Source organism: Limnomicrobium aquaticum (assembly GCF_040545545.1).
GTDB lineage: Bacteria > Pseudomonadota > Alphaproteobacteria > Rhizobiales > Rhizobiaceae > Ensifer_A > Ensifer_A aquaticum.
Genome location: NZ_JBEPMB010000001.1, coordinates 1,488,922 through 1,507,128 on the forward strand (window position 1 = coordinate 1,488,922; position 18,207 = coordinate 1,507,128).

At 62.5% G+C, this 18,207-nt stretch carries 22 protein-coding genes; 11 read left to right on the forward strand and 11 right to left on the reverse strand.

The genetic code is table 11. The features are described 5' to 3' along the window. Positions 1-11: 11 nt before the first annotated feature. The 5 genes from ABID16_RS07445 (at position 12) to ABID16_RS07465 (ending at position 3,027) form a co-directional block, all read left to right on the forward strand. The gene (locus ABID16_RS07445) at positions 12-269 is read left to right on the forward strand and encodes a hypothetical protein (protein WP_354555656.1); all 258 of its coding nucleotides are present in this window, start codon (positions 12-14) and stop codon (positions 267-269) included. 73 nt (positions 270-342) lie between these two features. Continuing rightward, positions 343-1,056 carry a hypothetical protein gene (locus ABID16_RS07450; protein WP_354555657.1) on the forward strand — a complete coding sequence of 238 codons (714 nt, stop codon included), beginning with the start codon at positions 343-345 and terminating at the stop codon, positions 1,054-1,056. Positions 1,057-1,058: 2 nt separating this feature from the next. After that, the gene (gene ygfZ, locus ABID16_RS07455) at positions 1,059-1,889 is read left to right on the forward strand and encodes a CAF17-like 4Fe-4S cluster assembly/insertion protein YgfZ (protein WP_354555658.1); all 831 of its coding nucleotides are present in this window, start codon (positions 1,059-1,061) and stop codon (positions 1,887-1,889) included. Between the two features lie 39 nt (positions 1,890-1,928). Beyond that, positions 1,929-2,498: a YfbR-like 5'-deoxynucleotidase gene (locus tag ABID16_RS07460; protein WP_354555927.1), complete on the forward strand. Its 570-nt coding sequence runs from the start codon at positions 1,929-1,931 to the stop codon at positions 2,496-2,498. 13 nt (positions 2,499-2,511) lie between these two features. Next, positions 2,512-3,027: a tyrosine phosphatase family protein gene (locus ABID16_RS07465; RefSeq protein ID WP_354555659.1), complete on the forward strand. Its 516-nt coding sequence runs from the start codon at positions 2,512-2,514 to the stop codon at positions 3,025-3,027. 3 nt (positions 3,028-3,030) lie between these two features. On the opposite strand, the gene ABID16_RS07470 is transcribed toward ABID16_RS07465, so the two are convergent. From ABID16_RS07470 to sthA, 9 genes are all read right to left on the reverse strand, one after another. Next, positions 3,031-3,375, reverse strand: a complete 345-nt coding sequence (locus tag ABID16_RS07470; RefSeq protein ID WP_354555660.1) for a type II toxin-antitoxin system RelE/ParE family toxin — start codon at positions 3,373-3,375, stop codon at positions 3,031-3,033. A 3-nt stretch (positions 3,376-3,378) separates the two neighbouring features. Further along, positions 3,379-3,636 carry a type II toxin-antitoxin system ParD family antitoxin gene (locus ABID16_RS07475; RefSeq protein WP_354555661.1) on the reverse strand — a complete coding sequence of 86 codons (258 nt, stop codon included), beginning with the start codon at positions 3,634-3,636 and terminating at the stop codon, positions 3,379-3,381. A 156-nt stretch (positions 3,637-3,792) separates the two neighbouring features. Next, a complete protein-coding gene (locus ABID16_RS07480) occupies positions 3,793-3,981 on the reverse strand; it encodes a hypothetical protein (RefSeq protein ID WP_112694171.1) in 189 nt (62 codons plus the stop codon). Between the two features lie 513 nt (positions 3,982-4,494). Next, positions 4,495-5,337: an MOSC domain-containing protein gene (locus ABID16_RS07485; protein WP_354555662.1), complete on the reverse strand. Its 843-nt coding sequence runs from the start codon at positions 5,335-5,337 to the stop codon at positions 4,495-4,497. After that, positions 5,337-5,987 carry an HD domain-containing protein gene (locus ABID16_RS07490; protein ID WP_354555663.1) on the reverse strand — a complete coding sequence of 217 codons (651 nt, stop codon included), beginning with the start codon at positions 5,985-5,987 and terminating at the stop codon, positions 5,337-5,339. Before ABID16_RS07490 ends, ABID16_RS07485 begins: the two co-directional genes overlap by 1 nt. Positions 5,988-6,005: 18 nt before the next feature. Continuing rightward, complete coding sequence (locus tag ABID16_RS07495) at positions 6,006-8,822, reverse strand: DUF2339 domain-containing protein (protein ID WP_354555664.1); 2,817 nt, start codon at positions 8,820-8,822, stop codon at positions 6,006-6,008. A gap of 60 nt (positions 8,823-8,882) precedes the next feature. Further along, positions 8,883-9,374 carry a PaaI family thioesterase gene (locus ABID16_RS07500; RefSeq protein ID WP_354555665.1) on the reverse strand — a complete coding sequence of 164 codons (492 nt, stop codon included), beginning with the start codon at positions 9,372-9,374 and terminating at the stop codon, positions 8,883-8,885. Continuing rightward, positions 9,371-10,126 (reverse strand): DNA repair protein RecO, encoded by a 756-nt coding sequence (gene recO / locus ABID16_RS07505; protein ID WP_354555666.1) that lies wholly within the window; start codon positions 10,124-10,126, stop codon positions 9,371-9,373. The genes ABID16_RS07500 and recO overlap by 4 nt, the downstream gene beginning before the upstream one ends. Before the next feature lie 36 nt (positions 10,127-10,162). Next, entirely contained in the window at positions 10,163-11,593 is a 1,431-nt protein-coding gene (gene sthA / locus ABID16_RS07510; RefSeq protein WP_354555667.1) for a Si-specific NAD(P)(+) transhydrogenase, read from the reverse strand. 229 nt (positions 11,594-11,822) lie between these two features. On the opposite strand from sthA, the gene ABID16_RS07515 reads away from it, so the two are divergent. Then, positions 11,823-12,671, forward strand: coding sequence for a hypothetical protein (locus tag ABID16_RS07515; protein ID WP_354555668.1), 849 nt, complete (start codon positions 11,823-11,825; stop codon positions 12,669-12,671). Positions 12,672-12,787: 116 nt separating this feature from the next. Beyond that, positions 12,788-13,129, forward strand: a complete 342-nt coding sequence (locus tag ABID16_RS07520; protein WP_354555669.1) for a hypothetical protein — start codon at positions 12,788-12,790, stop codon at positions 13,127-13,129. Positions 13,130-13,320: 191 nt separating this feature from the next. Here the strand turns inward: ABID16_RS07520 and ABID16_RS07525 are convergent, their stop codons facing one another. Continuing rightward, positions 13,321-15,654, reverse strand: a complete 2,334-nt coding sequence (locus ABID16_RS07525) for a Tex family protein (protein WP_354555670.1) — start codon at positions 15,652-15,654, stop codon at positions 13,321-13,323. Positions 15,655-15,832: 178 nt separating this feature from the next. On the opposite strand from ABID16_RS07525, the gene ABID16_RS07530 reads away from it, so the two are divergent. Beyond that, a complete protein-coding gene (locus ABID16_RS07530; protein WP_354555671.1) occupies positions 15,833-16,234 on the forward strand; it encodes a DUF1236 domain-containing protein in 402 nt (133 codons plus the stop codon). A gap of 91 nt (positions 16,235-16,325) precedes the next feature. Here ABID16_RS07530 and ABID16_RS07535 read toward each other — a convergent pair whose 3' ends face one another. Further along, complete coding sequence (locus tag ABID16_RS07535; protein WP_354555672.1) at positions 16,326-16,631, reverse strand: MmcQ/YjbR family DNA-binding protein; 306 nt, start codon at positions 16,629-16,631, stop codon at positions 16,326-16,328. Positions 16,632-16,793: 162 nt separating this feature from the next. Here ABID16_RS07535 and ABID16_RS07540 point away from each other — a divergent pair, with 162 nt between their 5' ends. From ABID16_RS07540 to ABID16_RS07550, 3 genes are all read left to right on the forward strand, one after another. Then, the gene (locus ABID16_RS07540; RefSeq protein WP_354555673.1) at positions 16,794-17,378 is read left to right on the forward strand and encodes a TetR/AcrR family transcriptional regulator; all 585 of its coding nucleotides are present in this window, start codon (positions 16,794-16,796) and stop codon (positions 17,376-17,378) included. Next, on the forward strand, positions 17,378-17,665 hold the full coding sequence (locus ABID16_RS07545; protein ID WP_354555674.1) for a YciI family protein: 288 nt from the start codon (positions 17,378-17,380) through the stop codon (positions 17,663-17,665). The genes ABID16_RS07540 and ABID16_RS07545 overlap by 1 nt, the downstream gene beginning before the upstream one ends. A gap of 69 nt (positions 17,666-17,734) precedes the next feature. Next, positions 17,735-18,202, forward strand: a complete 468-nt coding sequence (locus tag ABID16_RS07550; RefSeq protein ID WP_354555675.1) for a YchJ family protein — start codon at positions 17,735-17,737, stop codon at positions 18,200-18,202. Positions 18,203-18,207 lie beyond the last annotated feature (5 nt).

Here is an 18,207-nt window from a genome sequence, read left to right on the forward strand (position 1 = left end):
GGGACTGCGAAATGGAACAAAGCCTTTCCGAACTTGACGACATGATCGTCCATGAAAAAATGCAGGCAGCGCTCGAGTATCAGAACGAAGCCTGGGCTGATGGCATGGCAGACGGCATCGAGCCGGAAATCATCGCCGATGCAGCCATTGCGCTAGCGATGCGCGAAACGGTGCGCATCCATGGCGAAGCCGGGGCCGAAGCCATGCTGGAGAACTTGCGCGAGCGGATGCTTGCCGGCGAGTTTTCGCCCGAGCGCATCCTGCAATAGAGCAGAAACAATCCGGCGGTAAACGTTAGGGCCTTCCTCTCCCAGATGGCCAAGCTCAGATAGGACATTCCCCATGCAGATCGCATCCGGTCGCACACGTTATTCCCGTTTTCTCAAGTCTTCTCTCTCGGTCGCACTCGTGCCGGCCTGGCTTGCGATCGGCGCACCGGCCTATGCGCTGAGCGATCTGCCGGCCGCACAAGCGACGCCGCCGGCAGCGTCTGCTCCGGCTGCAACGGCCCCTGCCCCGACTGCGCCTGCTGCCACCGACAACAAGCCTGCAGCCACGACGAATGCCCCTTCGGATGCGGCGAAGGCGAAGGCGCCAGTTGAAATCTCCTTCGATATCACCAAGGCGCCTGCCGCCGTGCAGAAGACCCGCCAGGAGATTATCGACGCGGCAACCGCAGGCGATGTGAAGAAGGTCGCAGCACTTCTCAAGGCAAACCAGGCCGATCTTGGCCCCGACAATGCCAATGCCGATCCTGAGTCCGCGCTGAAGGACATGTCTGGCGACGGCGACGGGCTGGAAGTGCTTTCCATCATGCTCGACGTGCTGTCTACGGGCTATGCCCATGTCGGCGCCGGAACGGCGAACGATATGTATCTCTGGCCCTATTTTACCCAGAAGGACATCAAGACGCTGACGCAGGCCGAGAAGGTCGATCTGATGCGTCTGGTGACCGCCGGCGACTTCGCCGACATGCAGGAATATGGCAGCTATAATTTCTACCGCGTCGGCATTGCCGCTGACGGCAAGCTGAAGCAGTTCACGTCAGGCAACTGATCATGGCCCACGCATTCCTTGCGACCCGAGGCTGGCTTGTGGTCTCCGGACCGGATGCCTCAGACTTCCTGCAGGGACTGATCACCACCGATCTCGACACACTGGAGCCGGGGGCCGCAGCGCCCGGCGCCCTGCTGACGCCGCAGGGCAAGATCATGTTCTTCTTCATGATCTCGAAGTCGGAGACCGGGTTTCTCATCGAGACGGACGCCGACGCGATCGATGCGCTGAACAAGCGTCTCACCATGTACAAGCTGCGCGCCAAGGTCGAGATCGCCAAACGCGAAGAGACAGGTGCGACGGTCGCCTGGGGTGAGCCGCGGCCGGAAGGGTCTGCAAAGGACATCCGCTTCGCCAAGGCCGGTATAGACCTTTATCGCCTGCCCGGCGGCCAGGGCTCTGCCGGTGGCTATGACGCGTTGCGGGCGCAGGCCGGGGTTCCCGAAGCGGGTTCTGACTTCGCGCTGCAGGATGCCTTCCCGCACGATATACTCCTCGACAAGTCCGGCGGCGTATCCTTCAAAAAGGGCTGTTATGTCGGCCAGGAAGTCGTGTCGCGCATGCAGCATCGCTCGACGGCGCGGCGGCGGCTGGTGACGGTTTCGGCCGGTGCAGCACTTCCCGAGACGGGCACGGAAATTCGCACGGGCGGCAAGACGATCGGGGCTCTCGGCACGGTCGCAGGCGATCAAGGTCTTGCCATCATCCGCATCGACCGCGCCGGCGCCGCCATGGCCGCAGGCGTGTCGATCCTTGCCGGCGAAACGCCGGTGACAGTTGCGCTTCCCGCATGGTCTGGTCTCGAATTCATCACGGCCGAGAGCGAGGATTGAGCCTTGGCCACGGAGAAGGATGTTCGCGCCTGGCAGCGCATGCTTTCTGGCCGCAGGCTCGATCTGCTTGATCCGTCTCCGCTTGACGTTGAGCTCATCGATATTGCCCATGGGCTGGCCCGCGTGGCACGCTGGAACGGTCAAACGCGTGGCGCGCATGCCTTTTCGGTGGCGCAGCACTCTCTCTGTGTCGAGGCGATCTTTCACCGGCAGAACAGGAATGCCAGCGCCGACGAGCTGCTGACAGCGCTTTTGCACGACGCACCGGAATATGTGATCGGCGACATGATTTCGCCCTTCAAGGCGGTGGTCGGTGGCGGCTACAAGGTGGTGGAGAAGCGACTGGAGAGCGCGATCCATATCGCATTCGGCCTGCCAGCGGAGACCCCGCGATCGCTGAAAACCGCAATCAAGAAGGCGGACACGGTCTCGGCCTTTTTCGAGGCAACGGTTCTCGCCGGCTTCACCTCGGAGGAAGCGCGCAAGTTCTTCGGGCAGCCGCGCGACATCACTGCCGACATGCTGATCCTCGACCCCCTTCCCGCCATGGAGGCGCAGGCGCTGTTTGCCGCGCGCTTCGAGGCGATCTGCGCGATGAGGGGCAAGTGAGGAGCGACCTTTCATGCCAGTGATCGCCGTCTCTCCCCTCTCGCGCATCGCCGAGATCGCGGTGAAGATGAAGGCGCGGGAGATGATCTCGCTGCTCGCCGAAAACCAGCACTTCCACCGCCCCGGTGTGATTGATGCGGCGCGACACCTGAAGCTCGGCGTCAACGACGTCGCGAACCCGGCGCGGGGGCTGGTGCATCCGCAGGAGGAGCATGTCGCGGCGATCATCGACTTCGCGCGCGGCTGGGACAAGTCTGCGCCGCTACTTATCCATTGCTGGTATGGCGTGTCGCGTTCGCCGGCGGCGGCGCTGATTGCGGCACTTGCCGTGCGGCCCGATCTGGATGACGCGGAGCTTGCCCGCGACCTGCGGGCGGCGTCGCCGCAGGCAAGCCCGAACACGCGGCTGATCGAAATCGCCGATGCACTTCTGCAGCGCGAGGGGCGGCTGATCGAGGCCGTGCGGGGGATTGGGCGCGGGGCGGAGTTTGTCGGAGAGAAGCCGTTCGTGTTTGCTTTCGGGGAATAGAACCTACGGCGTGCTGCCGAGATGGAGGTCCGGGTCCATGCGCTCGTGGAGGATGCGGATGACAATTACCCTTGGGGCTCCGTCTCCATATTCGGTTCTATAGTAGACGACGTGCGAAGCGCCATGGCGCCTCTCCGAGAGGGCCGACATGTTAATCGAACGCAAACCCGTCCGTACATTGTTACGAGCCCGCGAGCCGGGTCTCTCGGGAGCCTCCTCGATCAGGGCGAACAATCGGTCCATGAGGGCAGCATATCTTTGCGCTTGAACTTGGCCGAAATCGTCAAGCGTACTGTTCAGGATCGTTCGGATATCTTGCTTGGCCGTATCGGTCAGCAGGAGAGGCATGCTTCAAGTCCGATCAAGAAGCTGGGAAAGTATCTCCTGTGCGGAACCGACCGAAACGCGGCCATGGGCGAAATCATCCTCTCCACGCGCGATCTCCTGGCGAAGCCGCTCAAGGCGCGCCGCCCTCTCCTCCCGCCCGGTCTGCAACAGCCGCAGCGCATCCCGCACGACTTCGCTGGCGGATGCATAGGCGCCGCTTTCCACCTCGCCTTCGATGAAGCGGACGAATTCCGGGGTGAGCGATACGTTCATCGTGGGCATGGCAAGACCTCGCATGGTTGCTGCAAGAGCATTCTACATCCATTGTCAAAAATTGCCAATCAGGACCCCGGCATCCAAATCAAAAGGCCGACCGTCCTTTCGGGCGACCGGCCTTTTTCAGCATTCGTGCGTGACACGATCGGAATTGCCTTCCGCTTACATATAGGTCGCGGGGCTCTTCTCGATATGGCGACGGATGGCCCGGCGCGCCTCTTCGGCGTCGCGATAGCGGGCGCCATCCAGATCGATGACAGGGAATTTGACGGCGATGAACTTCATCGCGTCACCATCGGGAATCACGATCCCCACCGGAATACCGGCGTGTTCAATAACCTGCTTGTTCATAGGTATTCTCCCGCAGCAGAAAGCTGCTTGATCTCAAGTCTTCATTTGCGAACTGAATTGCTGACGATCCGGGGCGGCCCGGGTCACATTCGGCAAAGCTGGCGACATTTGGCGCCAGAGATCATCGTCACGCGGGATACACGCCAGGAGAGAACTTCACGAACGTTGTTGTCAAACACCATACATTCCTCCGAACGGCTCTGCTGGCCTCTTGAGGCACAGCCCGCAAGTCGTTTACGGGTTCATCCGAACCACTCCGATTTGCGTGGGCAGAAGGTAGGAGCGAGCCCCGCATTCGTCAACGGGTCCCTCGACAAATTTAGAATTAAATTTTTTCCATCTGCGGATATTGCGGTTTCAAGACAAAATTCGTTCCGGATGCCATAATTGAAGAAATCTGAATCTCCAAAATGCCATACTGGTTTATTGCGACGCACACCGGATTTGCGTCTTCTTTCGCAGTCGCGAGCGGTTTGCGGGCCTTGTTGCGTGGCCCGCAAAAGATGAAACGATTCACCGCACCTTGAACGGCCATATTTCCTTACGGCTTTCGACGACCTTGACTGGATCGCCCGCATGCAGTTCAACCTGACCGCGTGGAACGGCGTTCCAGCCGAAGATCGGGCCCGGCGCCCGGCGATCGGTGGAGAAATGCAGATGCCGCACCGCCGGCAGCGGGTCGCCCCTGCCCTGTTCGCCCGTCATCTGATCCTGCGTGGTGATGACGCAGCGCTCGCAGGGCTTGACGATATCGAGCCGGACGCCGCCGATCTCGATCGCCGCCCAGCCGTCCTCCGCCCATGCCTCATCGCAATCGATGACGATGTTGGGACGAAAACGCTCCATGCCGACAGTCGTTTGGCCTTGTTCGCTGAGATAACGATTCAAGGCGGCAAGTGAGCCGGTCGTCGTGACGAGGACCGGATAGCCATCGGCAAAACCCATGGGCACGTCGTCGCCTGCCCATTCAGGATTGGCGATGCGCTCGGCCTGGGCATCGGCAAAGACGAGTTTGGCGTCGCGGCCGATCCAGCGCGAAAGCGTCGCATTGACGCTGTCGGCGGCCACGGCGGCATCGACGATGGAGCGCCAGACGGCGACCTTCATGCGCGGGCCGGTCGGGATGGCGACAATCGCTTCCTCGTCTCCCTTGCGCAGCATCAGATAGCCCGCCTGCGGCAGCGCCTGGATCTGCGCCAGTGCTGCGCATTCTCGCTGCGTGATGAACTGTCCGTCCGGGTCCACCACCATGAAGCGGCGGTCGCCCAGCAGCCCGGATGCGGTCAGGATGGTGCGCTCGACCGGAATGCCGCGCATGCTCTTCACCGGATAGACATGCATGCTTTCGATACGCATCAGGCGATCTCCTCGAGGAAGTCGTTGTAGAAGGCGACAAGCCGATCGTGCCGCTCGGCGGCCATGCGGCGGCCGGTAAGGGTCTGGAAGCCTTCGGCCAGCTTGAAGAGCTTGATCGGGAAATGGTCGATGGCAAAGCGCTTGTCATCAAGCTCGCGCGTTTCGGCGCGCGGATCGGCGACATCGTGGAGGCCGGAATTCATCCGTCCGCCGATATAGAAGCATCGCGCCACACCTATGGCGCCGATGGCATCCAGCCGGTCGGCATCCTGCAATATCTTCGCCTCTATCGTCTCCGGGGTGATGCCGGCGGAGAAGGAATGCGTGGTGATGGCATGCGCGACCGCGGCGACATCGTCGGCCTGCCAGCCAAGACCTGCGAGAATGCCTGATGCCTTTTCAGCAGCCAAACGCGAAGCCTGGGCGCGCAGTGGCGAGTTCTTCTCCACCGACACGCAATCATGCAGCAGCACGGCCGCCGCCAGAACCGCACCATTGCCGCCTTCTTCCGCGTGGATGCGCAAGGCGTTGCGGAAGACGCGCAGGATATGAGCGATGTCATGCGAGCCGTCGTCGGTACCGCAAGCGTGGGGAATCAGTTGGGCCGCAAGCTTCTCATGCGGCTTGAAGGCATCGGCAAGGCTGGACATGGTCTCTCCTGATGGGTGTCAGGAAGAGGTATCGCCCGGTGCTTCGTCTGACAACCCGTTTCCTGCCGCCGGCTTCTCGATCGTCCTGAGCACTTTCTGATAGAAAAGCCCGATGCCGATCAGCACTGCGCCGAGGCCGATGAAGGAGGCCGCGCGGAAGATGCCTTCGAGGTTCGACATGTCGATGAGGAAGACCTTGAGCACCGAGGCGAAGACCAGAACGGCGGAGGCGAGCCGCAGGCTCTTTGCCTGGAAGCGCGAGCCGGCGACCAGAAGCCCGACGCCGAGAATCAACCAGACGACGGAATAGGTATACATTTCGGCCTGGTCGAAACCCTTCCAGTCAGCCAGCCCCGGTCCCTGCCAGAAGCGGCGGACCGAGAGCGTGACCCAAGCAAAAGCCATGACGGCGCCGCCTGTCGCGAGCCCGTAGACATAGGGCTCGGGGCGCTTGCCGCGCGCATAATAGGCCAATCCGAAATAGCCGAGCGCCGGCAGGAGGTAGCCGAGCAGCAACAGGTTGAAGAAGGGCCATTCGCCTGTGAGTTCGCCGGTGAAATACGGATTCAGCGTGATCAGATGCGCGAAGAGCGCAGAGAGTAGCGAGATCGTGCCGACGATCATCGAGCCCCAGCGGAAGACCGGCGACGGGCTCTTCATGTCGAGCGTCATCAGCACGGCGGAGCCGCCCACCGCGATCAGCGTGTAGATGGCCTGTTCGCTGAGCGTCGGTTCGTTGCCGGCGAGCGACCCGCCGTTCAGCGCATGGCGCGTCAGGATCGCCACCGTCATCAGGCCGAGCAAGCTCGCCAGCGCCTGCAGGAAATTGCGAGCGCGGATCGAGGGGCCGTCCTTGATCATGTAGGCGCCGAGGCCTGCCAGAATTGCCGGAATGCCATAGCCCGGCAGCAGCTGGTTGAAGAACGGCGTCTTCGACAGCGTCATGTCGCCAACAAGGCTCGGCTGCCAGGCGATGCGAGCCAGCACCACGACGCCGGCAAGGCCCATCATCCAGGTGAGCGCGGGCCAGGGCTTGATGCGCGAGGCGTAGAGATAGGCAAAGCCGGCGACAGCGACGAGGATGGTCGTGACGACCGTATGTGCCAGCGCGTGAAGCGCAAGCACGACGCTCAGATAAGAGCCGGTGACGAGAGCGCCGATGACGGCATCGCGCCAGCGCGGCGCGTCCATGCGCTTTTCGATCCATTGGGCAATCGCGAGGAAAAGTACCGCGTAACCGATGCCGACGCCGCCATGTTTCAGGTCAAGCGTGAAGTTGCCGAATTCGAGGAAACTCAGCATGGCGAGTGTCAGCGGCACGATCAACATCAGCCAGGACCACAGGACCGCATAGGCGGGCGCGGAGCGGGCGTGACGATGGAGCGCAAGAACACCGAGCGCGGCAAAGCCGAGGCCGATACCGAGCAGCGGACCGACGAGGCTGTCACCCAGAACCGCGACCGGCGGCATCTCGCCGCTTGCCAGCAGGCCCATCCCGCTGAAGGCATCGCCGGTGGCTGCGTTGAGGCTGCCGAGGAGCGCCGCGACAAGACCGCCAAGCGCAAAGAGGAAGCCGGAGGAGCGCCATGCGCCGACGGCCGCGATGGCGGTGCAGAGCACGCCGAACTCGATCATTTCCATGGTCGAAATGCCATCGAGGCCGCCGAACACCACGAGCCCGGCACCGGCAGCGAGCGCGGCCAGCACGCCCGTGACCCGCACCCAGCGATGCGGCACGTGCGGCAGCGCTTCGCTGCGCCAGATACGGAACGCGGAGGGCCTCGGCTTCTGGGTGCCATCGGCTTCGTCCGACACTTCGACCGGTACTTCGATCTCCTCCGCCTCGCCATCGCCCGCCGGCCAGAGCAGTGCGAGACCCGCCATCATGGCAGCCACGGAGAGCACCATGGCCCATACGCCGAAGGGCGGCACATGCGCCATGAAGACGAGATACCAGAGCATCATCATGGTGTTGGCGAGCGCCGGTACGGCATTCCAGCGACGGATGCGCGCGGCAGCCATGGTCGCGAACCAGGCGATCGTCAGATAGGTGAAGAGGCCCCAGGCACTGGGATCGTCGCTGCCGACGAGGGCCGGCGTGATCATGGCCGCAAGCAGGCCGAGGCCCGCCAACGCCTGCCCATGCAGGAGCGAAAGTCCGACAGTCACCAGCGCAACGATCGCAAGCAGTGCGAAGGCGGGCGTCGGGCCGAGATAGTCGTAAAATCCATAGGCCGCATAGATCGCGCCGAAGAGTGTTACGGAACCGGCCGCCGTCAGCGCGCCGGGCACAAGCGCGTGCTTGAGCGCAGGGAGATCGAGAGGGCTCTGGCGGCGGCGCACCCATTCGCCGAGCGCCAGCAGTACGAGACCGAAAAGGCTGGCCATGGTCAGGCGCACGGCGGGGCTTACAAGACCCTGCTCGATCGAATACTTGACCATGAAAATGCCGCCGAGCGCCAGCGCCAGGCCACCGACCCAAACGGGCCAGCGCGCGCCAATCATGCTTTCAAGGCTCTGCTGCGGCTTTTGCGGCGAGGGCTCGGAGACGGCTGGTTCCGGCAACATGTCCTTCGACACATGCACGGCCATCTCGACCGGTTCGGTGGGCTCCAGCATCTCCGTCGGTTCGACATCCACGACCGGCGGCGCGCTTGCCGTCTCGTGCGTTTCCACCAGTCCCGGCGCTTCTGTTGCGACCGCCGCCGCAGCGATACCGATTGGCCGCGCTTCCAGATCCTTCACCCTGTTTTCGAGCTTCGATATGCGGGTTTCCGCCCGTCTCAGCAGGATGACAGCAACCAGGGCAAGAACCAGGGCAATCACTTCGTACATCGAATTCCTCCGGACATCATGCCCGTTGCGGCCAGCCGGTGCGGGTGGCGTACCCTCTTCTTATCGCATCATGTTCTCGATTGGAAAGATGGCGCAGGTCTCCGTCCCATGCGCAAGCAATTTGCCGTTCGTGTCGCGGAGATAGCCCTCCGCCGTGGCAAGCGTGCGCCCGCGATGGAGAATGCGCGCCTCGCAGACGACTTCGCCCATGCCGGCGGTCAGGGGGCGCACGATATTCACCTTGAACTCGGCGGTCGTGTAGCCCTCACCCGGCTTCAGCATGGACATGACGACGCAGCCGAGCGCCGAATCGAGGATCGTGGCCGTCCAGCCGCCATGCACGGCCCCCATCGGGTTCAGGTGATCAGCCGTTGGCACGCCCCGGAATTCGACGCGGCCCTCTTCGGCAGAAGACATCGCAAAGTTCAGTGTCCGGGCAATCGGTGCAGCCGGAAATTCGCCTGAGAGTATCTTCTGCAGGGTCTCAAGCCCGCTCAGCTTCGCAGCCTCGGCAAGCGGCACGGGCGCGAAGGCGCGTTCAGTCTCGGTCATGCGGAAATTTCCTTTTCTTGGGCGTGGCGCAGAACCTTCAGCGCGGCCTCGCGAAGACCATCACGGGCCTCGGTCATTTTCAGGCCGCGCGGTTCGTAGACATGGCGTTCGAGGAAGTAGGCGGTCAGGCCAAAAGCGTCGACAAGACTGTCGGCATTCGCTGCCTTGCGGCTCTCCTCGCCGAGAAAGGCGGGCAGACGCAGCATGCGCCCGGCATAGGGCTCGCCGGCTGCGCGGCTGACTGCCCGGCCGGATTTCGGCGAAACATAGGCCAGATCGGTCCGCGTGCCGGTTGCTGCGCATTCGGCGAGATCAAGGCCGAAGCCGAGATCGTTCAGCACCGCCAGTTCGAAACGGATATAGAGTTCGCAGGCGTCGAGCGGATCGTCGAAGTGATCGAGAATGACGTTCAGCGCGTCGAAGAGATGCGGATGCGGATCGCGCTCGGGCAGGAGGCGCAAGAGAGCTGCCATCGCCTGTACGCCATAAATCGAAACCGCACTTTCCATCAGCGCCGCCGCGCGGCTCCTGACGGGTTCCAGCCTGAACTCGCCCAGATGTTCCTCCAGGCGGGCCCGCCACGTGACCTCGACCAGATTACCCGGTTGGAGCACCGGCTGCATGGCTTTCGACCGCCCGGAGCGCACGATCCCCATATGCCGCCCCCGCGCCCGCGTCATCACCTCCGCAATCACGGAGTTCTCTCCATGCTTGCGGGTTCCCAGGATAACGGCTTCGTCGGTCCATTGCATGGGGCGGTTATAGCGGGGTGGGCGGCGGGGGGGAAGTCACCCCACCGGCTGCGGCACCACCTCAGTGTCCTTCTTCGCCTCGCCCATCCGGTTCCAGGCGTCCAGCCCGGCGATCTTGTAGGCTTCGGCGAGGGTTGGATAGTTGAACGTGTTCTCGACGAAATATTCCACCGTGCCCTTCAGGTTCAGCACGGCCTGGCCGATATGGATCAGCTCCGTTGCGCCCTCGCCGACGATATGGGCGCCGAGCAGGCGGCGGGTCTTGAGCGAGAAGATCATCTTCAGCATGCCCGTATCGAGGCCCATGATGTGGCCGCGGGAGGTCTCGCGGAAATGGGCGATGCCGCATTCGTAGGGGATGTTGCGCTGCTGGACTTCTTCTTCCGTCAGCCCGCAGGTGGAGATTTCCGGCACGGCATAGATGCCATAGGGGAAGAAATGCGGCGGCTCGTTGGCGGGTGCGCCGACCGCGTGGCGGGCGGCGATGCGACCCTGTTCCATCGAAGTCGAGGCGAGCGAGGGGAAGCCGACGACGTCGCCGGCGGCGTAGATGCCGGGAACGGAAGTCTGGAAGGTCTCTGGATCGACCTTGATGCGGCCGCGACTGTCCGGCTCGATTCCGATCGCGGGAAGATTGAGCGTATCGGTCGCGCCCATGCGGCCGGCGGCGAAGAGGACCATGTCGGCGGTCAGCGTGCGGCCGGTCTTGAGCGTCACACGACACTTGCCACCTTCATCCTTCTCGATCTTGTCGACCGGCTGGCCGAACAGGAGCTTCATGTTGCGATCGCGGAGCTGATAGGTAAAGTCCTGCAGGATTTCCTTGTCGATGAAATCGAGCATCGTATCGCGCGGTTCGATCAGCGTGACGTTGGTGTCAAGCGCCGAGAAGATCGTCGCATATTCGACGCCGATAACGCCGGCACCGATGACGATCATGGAGCGGGGAACCTGCTTGATCTCCAGGATCTCGTCGCTGTCGATGATGCGGTCATGGTCAAAGGGAATGTAATCCGGGCGGAAAGGGCGCGTGCCGACGGCGAGAAGGACCGAGGCGGTCGTCACACGCAGCTGCTCACCGTCTTCCTTGACGATTTCCAGCGTATTGCGATCGACGAAACTTGCCCTGCCGCGCATCTGCTGGACGCGGTTTCGAGCAAACTGGTGTTCCAGCACATCGACTTCGTGGTCGAGCGTGATGAGCAGCCGGCGGCGCAGGTCGTCCGCGCTGATCTCCTGCTTGACCCGGTAGGAGCGGCCATAAAACCCGCGCTCGCGCCAGCCGCTCAGATTGAGCGCCGTCTCGCGCATCGTCTTGGACGGGATCGTGCCGGTGTGGACCGAGACGCCGCCGACGCGGGTTCCCTTCTCAATGACGAGAACCTTCTTCTCGAGCTTGGCAGCCTGAATGGCGGCGCGACGGCCGGCGGGCCCGCTGCCGACAACGACGAGATCATATTGAAACATCCACTACCCCTGAAAACCGCATTCGCCCCGGATTCGCGACCCATGTTGCAATGCAATATGAAGACGGCCGAAGTTTCAACAGTGTGCCAGCGGGAAATGACAAATTTCTCTCCACTTGATCAAAAGCTTGCGATGAGGCAGAGAATATATATGTCCAGCTCCATCTATCAGGCGACTATATCATTATGAGTTGCATTTTTCTCGCTACACCCTGCTCAGGTTGGCATTGATGCTGACCACTCAAACCATTTCGGCCCACCCGCATATCCTTCCGGTTCTTCGGCAGCAGGCTGGCTCCTTCCTCGCGCTTGGTCGTGTTTCGCCGCGCGGGGCCAGCATATTCGGCACGCACCAGCGTTATCTTCTGGCTCAGCTGGGCGCATCGATGATGTTTCGGAGCCCGGATGGGACAATGAACCTCTCGAGATTTCTCCAGGCGGTGCAGAGCCACCGAGTGGCCAGCCGGAATACGGCACATGACTTTATCAGGGAGATGGACAAGTACGGGCTCATCCACACCTTCGCCGCAGCCGAGGACAAACGGTTGCGCCCGTTGAAGCTAACAGAGGAGACGATCGGTCTGCTCGGCATTTGGGTGTCTATCCATATGAAAACGCTGGATGCTCTGGATGGCGGAACCCGGTCGGCGACGTTTGCCCACTCGCCTCGCCTGATCGCAAAATTGCATCCGCGGATCACCGATCGTATCCTCGAGTCGAAGCGCTCAACCAATCCGGACGGGACATTCTCGCTGTTCACCTGGATGAACGACGGCGGACTGGTGATGGACAAGATGATCTCGACGATTTCGGATTTCGCGCCGAAGGACGACCGGATCGTGACCGGTCTCACGTCGCTGGACGAAATCGCCGCTGCGCTGCGCGTCACCAAAACGCATCTGTCGCGGAAAATGGCCGTGGCAGAAGATAGCGGAAGCGTTGGCTGGCTCGGGCGGCGCGGCGCTTCGCCCCTTTGGGTGTCGCCGGGTTTCCTCGCCGAGTACGTAGCCTATCAAGCGGACAAGCTGTGGCGCATCGACGAGGCCTATGCCGAAACGATGGCAATGGTTTCTGCCTGAACGTTTTCGCCCATAGTCCCAAAAATGGTCGCCCACACTCAGCGGTTTCTGTGGCAGATACAGGACCTGTCGCGGTTGGGGTCTGGACAACTGAAACCGCTTACGGAGCTTGAAACATGAAGTCTGCCGTACTCCTGGCGGCGGCCGCTCTGGCGGCTTCCGTGTCGATTGCGCATGCCAGCGATTATGCATTCCGTCTCCACAACCGGGCGACGGGCTATTCGATCAATGGCTTCTACACCTATCAGAACGGCCAGTGGAGCGATAACTGGCTGAAGAACGGCCTCCGGGTTGGTCCGGGCGAAGGTATCGATATGGACTGGTTCAGCAACGAAGGCGCCTGCATGGTGCCGTTCCGCGTGAGCTGGGACGACTACGGCGCCGACGATTTCGGGCTCGACTGGTGCAAGCACCCGCGCAACGTCTACATGCAGAACAAGGGGTTCAGCTGGGACTGATCGCAAAATTTGTTTTCGTTTGCCTTTTCTGCAAACGCGCTTTCCGCCTTTTCCTGACAACCTCGACCGATTGCGCAAAAAGACTTTTCAGCACGCAGACGCCACGGGACAAACAGGCGGCGGCATTTGAATCCGAGCTTGCCCACGCGTCGCAAGGTGTCGGGGATTGCGACGCGGTTTCTGTTTGGGGCTCATTTGCGGCGCATGGCCTCGGCCAGCTTGGCGGCCAGCGCGCCCTGCCCTTGCGCCGCATTATCAGGCTTCGGGCCTGCACTCATCGGGCGATTGCCGGGGCGTGCAATGCGGTCGTCACGCTGCGTCGGCCTTGCATCGCGCTCGCCGCCTCCATCCTTGCGCATGGTCAGTCCGATGCGCTTGCGCTTCACGTCCACTTCCGTCACCCGCACCTTCACGACATCGCCGACCTTCACGACCTCGTTGGGGTCCTTCACGAAACGGTCCGCCAGTTGCGAGACGTGCACAAGGCCATCCTGGTGGACCCCGATATCGACGAATGCCCCGAAGGCAGCGACATTCGTCACCGTGCCTTCCAGCAACATGCCGACCTTCAGGTCTGTCATTTCCTCGACACCGTCGGCAAAGGTGGCGGTCTTGAACTCGGGGCGCGGGTCGCGGCCGGGCTTCTCCAGCTCGGCTAGGATGTCCTTGACGGTGGGCAGGCCGAAGCGATCGTCGACGAAGAGCTTTGGATCAAGCTTCTGGAGCGCGGCGCTATCGCCCATCAGCGCGCGGACATCCCGGCCGCAGGCGGCGACGATCTTCTTGGCGACGCCATAGGCTTCCGGGTGAACGGAGGACGCATCCAGCGGCTCGTCGCCACCCGGAATGCGCAGGAAGCCGGCGCATTGTTCGAAGGTGCGCTGGCCGAGGCGCGAGACCTTGAGCAATTCCTTGCGGCTTCTGAACGCGCCGACCTCATTGCGGTGGACCACGATGGCTTCGGCAATCGAGGGGCCGAGGCCGGAGACGCGGGCGAGCAACGGCACGGAGGCGGTGTTGAGATCGACGCCGACGGCGTTCACCGCGTCTTCCACCACGGCGTCCAGCGAGCGGGCGAGCCGTGACTGGTCGACATCGTGCTGATACTGTCCGACGCCGATGGACTTGGGCTCGATCTTCACCAGTTCCGCCAGCGGGTCCTGAAGACGGCGGGCGATGGAGACGGCACCACGTAGCGACACGTCGAGGCCTGGAAATTCCTTCGCCGCGGTCTCGGAGGCCGAATAGACCGATGCACCGGCTTCGGACACGACAACCTTCTGCGGCGGCTTCACGCCCTGCAGGCTGGCGATGACTTCCGCCGCCAGCTTCTCCGTCTCGCGGCTCGCCGTACCGTTGCCGATGGCGATCAGCTCGATCTTGTGCTTGCGGATGAGACCGGCCAGCGTCGCCATCGCACCGGATATGTCGTTGCGCGGCTGGAAGGGATAGACGGTCGCGGTCTCCAAGAGCTTGCCGGTCGCATCCACGGCGGCAACCTTGACGCCGGTGCGGATGCCGGGGTCGAGGCCGAGCGTGGCCTTGCCGCCGGCGGGGGCTGCGAGCAGCAGGTCCTTCAGATTGCGGGCGAAGACGCGGATCGCCTCTTCTTCGGCGCGTTCGCGCAAGTCGCGCATCAGGTCGAGCGAAAGCGACGAGGAGAGCTTGACGCGCCAGCACCAGCCCGCGACCTCCATCAGCCATTGATCAGCCGGACCCCCAGACCCGATGCCGAACTCGGCGGCGATCATCCGGTGGGCGGGCTTCACGGGCGATGTGTCGTCAGCATCAACATCGATGGAGAGTGTCAGCACTTCCTCGTTCCAGCCGCGCAGCATGGCCAGTGCACGGTGCGACGGAACATTGGCCCAGCGCTCATCGTGGGTGAAATAGTCGGAGAACTTGGCGCCCGCCTCTTCCTTGCCGGTGACGACACGGGCGCGGAGGAAGGACTTTTCTCTCATGTGATTGCGGAGCCGGCCGACAAGCGCTGCATTCTCGCTCATCGTTTCCGCGACGATATCGCGCGCACCTTCGAGCGCTGCCTTCACATCCGGCACATCGTCCTTGATGTAGCTGGCTGCAAGCGCCTGCGGATCTGCACGGCGGTCCGCCCAGATGGCGTCGGCGAGCGGCTGCAGGCCGCGTTCGCGGGCGATCTCGGCCTTGGTGCGGCGCTTGGGCTTATAGGGGAGATAGATGTCCTCAAGCTCGGCCTTCGTCATCGCCTTGGCGAGAGATGTGGCGAGCGCATCGGTCATCTTGCCCTGCGACGTGATCGAATCGGCAATCGCCGCGCGGCGGGCTTCCATCTCGCGCAGATAGGTGAGCCGTTCGGCGAGCGTTCGAAGCTGGGTGTCGTCGAGCCCGCCGGTCACTTCCTTGCGGTAGCGGGCGATGAAGGGGACCGTTGCACCCTCGTCCAGCAGGCCGACAGCGGCCTTCACCTGGTCCGGCCGGGCGTTGATCTCGGCGGCAATGACAAGGGAAATACGGGCAGCAACCTGAGCTTCGGCTTGCGACATGAAGGTCTCCTAGAGGCATGCGGGCATGGGCGTATACGAGGCACGATTTAGGGATGGGGGCGCCGAAAAGCCAATCCGAATTGCCCCTATTCACAGGCGAGCATCAACAAAATGCGGAACAAGAGCCTGTGGGGGACGTTCATTAGCCGTATCGGAAACAACCCGAAAGGATAGACCGATGAAAAAGTCCCTGTTGATCCTTTGTACGATCGTGGCTCCTCTTGCAGCCACGCCTGTTCTGGCCAATGACGGCACGGTGACCGGCGCGGCCGGTGGTGCTGTGACTGGCGCAGTGGTCGGCGGACCGGTGGGCGCAGCCGTCGGCGGCGTCGTGGGCGCGATTGCGGGCACGGCGCTCAACCCGCCGCCGCGCGAAGTTGTCACCTATGTGCGCGACCGTCCCGTTCCGACGGCCGAGCCGGTGATCATCCGCGACGAGGTCCGCGTCGGCACGAGACTGCCCCGCGAAGTCGTCCTGTCCCCGGTTCCGGAGAGCCCGGCATATTCCTATGCGATCGTGAACAAGGAACGCGTCATCGTGGATCCGCAGACCTATGTGGTCGTCGGCGTCGTACACTGATGCCCCTGGACGACCCAGCGACGGCGGCAGAGGAGTGCCGCCGTCGCCCTTTAATTTGATTGCATGAATATCCGATAATCAAGTAATTCGCCTATTGATGCAGCTCCCAGGCGCGATCGAGCGCTTCGCGCAGCTCGTCCTCTGAAACGGCGCTCAGAATGATTGTCGTCGCGCCCTTCTCTCCCCACTTGTTCGGCAAAGGAAAGAATGCATCCGGCCGCGCCGCGCAAAAGCGCTTCTGGTCGCTTGGGCCATACATGAGGTTCGCGGACTGTCGATCTGGCGCCAGCGTGGCGTAGATGCGGCGGACCCGGTAGGCCGTCCGATCCACATGCGGCCGCGCTTCGGTTCCGGGCAACGACAGTGCGATGCGTTCGAAGTCCTTGTCGGTCGCCATGCCCTGTCCTCCGTCTTGCGTAGAATCGTCTCGCGTTGGCGGCGGCGAGTCAAGCAGCCAGCGCCCCTCTGACGTGGCCCGCTTGACGATTTAGGACAATTGCCCTAATTGTTGAATTAGGTCATTTGTCCTAATTTAAAGGCCCTTCCGGAAACCGCCTTCATGCCTCAACCATCCACCCATGACCACATCGTTGCAGCCGCCGACGATCTCTTTTACCGGCGCGGCTTCGATGCGACGTCCTTTGCAGATATTGCGGAAGCCGTTTCCATCTCGCGGGGCAATTTCTATTATCATTTCAAGACGAAGGACGAGATTCTCGACGCGGTGATTCAGCGCCGCCTCGACAAGACCAGGGCGATGCTTGATGCCTGGGAAAAAGATGGCGCGGATCCCAAGGCGCGGATTGTCAGCTTCATCGAAATCCTCATCCGCAACCGAACGGACATCATGGCCCATGGCTGCCCCGTCGGCACGCTCTGCGCAGAGTTGTCCAAGCTTGACCACGCCGCGAAGGCCGACGCGGCGAAGCTCTTTACGCTCTTCCGAGAATGGCTGGCCGGGCAGTTCACCGCGCTTGGCTTGACGCAGGATGCCGACTGCCACGCCATGCACTTGTTGGCGATGAGCCAGGGCGTGGCGGCGCTCGCCACTGCTTTTCGCGACGAGATCTATATTCGAGACGAAGCCGACCGCATGCGCGACTGGCTCGATACGCTTTCCATCCCTGAAAACGGAGTTCATTGATGTTCGTTGTCACGCTGAAATTCGCGGAGAACCGCGCCGCAGCAGCCAGCCTCATGCAGGCGCATAACGACTGGATCAGACGCGGCTTTGAAGACGGGGTATTCCTGACCGTCGGCAGCCTGCAGCCGGGGCTGGGCGGCGCGGTGGTTGCCGATGGGGTCGAGCGCGCGGCGCTGGAGGCGCGCCTGGAAGAAGACCCGTTCGTGGCCGAAGGCGTCGTCAGCGTCGAAATTCTGGAGATCACCCCGGCGCGCACCGATGCGCGGCTGGCTTTTCTGATGAACTGAGGCGGCGGACTTGGAGAGGCCGATCTCCTGATCTATGAGAGTGGCCTGCTCTTCAGAAAGGCCATTCCGATGCAACCCTGCCCGTGCGGTTCCGGCAAACTCATCCTCGCCTGCTGCGGCCCCATCCTTGCCGGCAAGCCTGCACCGACAGCAGAGGCGCTGATGCGCTCGCGCTATACGGCCTATGCGACACGGAAGTTCGCCTACATCGAAGAAACCTGCGCCGGGCCAGCCGCCAAGGCGTTCGATCGCCGAGAGGCGGAACGTTCAGGCGCGGATACGGAGTGGCTGGGACTGACCATCACCGGCCGCGAAGCGGGGCTTGAGGGCGACGAGATCGGCAAGGTGGGCTTCACCTTCCGTGTGCGCCAGAATGGGCAAGAAGCCGCCGCCAGCGAGGTCTCGATCTTCCGGAAAATCGACGGGCGCTGGTTCTATTGGGATCGGGAAGACAGGGGTAAGCCGGGACGGGTCGGCCGAAACGATCCCTGTCCCTGCGGCTCGGGGAAGAAGTTCAAGGCGTGTCACGGGGCGTGAAGCCC

Bases quoted from the DNA above. Each gene is read 5' to 3' on its own strand.
- ABID16_RS07480 (WP_112694171.1), bottom strand. From the start codon at position 3,981: ATGAACAAGCAGGTTATTGAACACGCCGGTATTCCGGTGGGGATCGTG.
- sthA (WP_354555667.1), bottom strand. From the start codon at position 11,593: ATGTTTCAATATGATCTCGTCGTTGTCGGCAGCGGGCCCGCCGGCCGT.
- ABID16_RS07520 (WP_354555669.1), top strand. From the start codon at position 12,788: ATGAAGTCTGCCGTACTCCTGGCGGCGGCCGCTCTGGCGGCTTCCGTG.
- ABID16_RS07450 (WP_354555657.1), top strand. From the start codon at position 343: ATGCAGATCGCATCCGGTCGCACACGTTATTCCCGTTTTCTCAAGTCT.
- ABID16_RS07540 (WP_354555673.1), top strand. From the start codon at position 16,794: ATGCCTCAACCATCCACCCATGACCACATCGTTGCAGCCGCCGACGAT.
- ABID16_RS07500 (WP_354555665.1), bottom strand. From the start codon at position 9,374: ATGACCGAGACTGAACGCGCCTTCGCGCCCGTGCCGCTTGCCGAGGCT.
- ABID16_RS07550 (WP_354555675.1), top strand. From the start codon at position 17,735: ATGCAACCCTGCCCGTGCGGTTCCGGCAAACTCATCCTCGCCTGCTGC.
- recO (WP_354555666.1), bottom strand. From the start codon at position 10,126: ATGCAATGGACCGACGAAGCCGTTATCCTGGGAACCCGCAAGCATGGA.
- ABID16_RS07545 (WP_354555674.1), top strand. From the start codon at position 17,378: ATGTTCGTTGTCACGCTGAAATTCGCGGAGAACCGCGCCGCAGCAGCC.
- ABID16_RS07525 (WP_354555670.1), bottom strand. From the start codon at position 15,654: ATGTCGCAAGCCGAAGCTCAGGTTGCTGCCCGTATTTCCCTTGTCATT.
- ABID16_RS07470 (WP_354555660.1), bottom strand. From the start codon at position 3,375: ATGCCTCTCCTGCTGACCGATACGGCCAAGCAAGATATCCGAACGATC.
- ABID16_RS07515 (WP_354555668.1), top strand. From the start codon at position 11,823: ATGCTGACCACTCAAACCATTTCGGCCCACCCGCATATCCTTCCGGTT.
- ABID16_RS07475 (WP_354555661.1), bottom strand. From the start codon at position 3,636: ATGCCCACGATGAACGTATCGCTCACCCCGGAATTCGTCCGCTTCATC.
- ABID16_RS07445 (WP_354555656.1), top strand. From the start codon at position 12: ATGGAACAAAGCCTTTCCGAACTTGACGACATGATCGTCCATGAAAAA.
- ABID16_RS07530 (WP_354555671.1), top strand. From the start codon at position 15,833: ATGAAAAAGTCCCTGTTGATCCTTTGTACGATCGTGGCTCCTCTTGCA.
- ABID16_RS07485 (WP_354555662.1), bottom strand. From the start codon at position 5,337: ATGCGTATCGAAAGCATGCATGTCTATCCGGTGAAGAGCATGCGCGGC.
- ygfZ (WP_354555658.1), top strand. From the start codon at position 1,059: ATGGCCCACGCATTCCTTGCGACCCGAGGCTGGCTTGTGGTCTCCGGA.
- ABID16_RS07495 (WP_354555664.1), bottom strand. From the start codon at position 8,822: ATGTACGAAGTGATTGCCCTGGTTCTTGCCCTGGTTGCTGTCATCCTG.
- ABID16_RS07490 (WP_354555663.1), bottom strand. From the start codon at position 5,987: ATGTCCAGCCTTGCCGATGCCTTCAAGCCGCATGAGAAGCTTGCGGCC.
- ABID16_RS07535 (WP_354555672.1), bottom strand. From the start codon at position 16,631: ATGGCGACCGACAAGGACTTCGAACGCATCGCACTGTCGTTGCCCGGA.
- ABID16_RS07465 (WP_354555659.1), top strand. From the start codon at position 2,512: ATGCCAGTGATCGCCGTCTCTCCCCTCTCGCGCATCGCCGAGATCGCG.
- ABID16_RS07460 (WP_354555927.1), top strand. From the start codon at position 1,929: ATGCTTTCTGGCCGCAGGCTCGATCTGCTTGATCCGTCTCCGCTTGAC.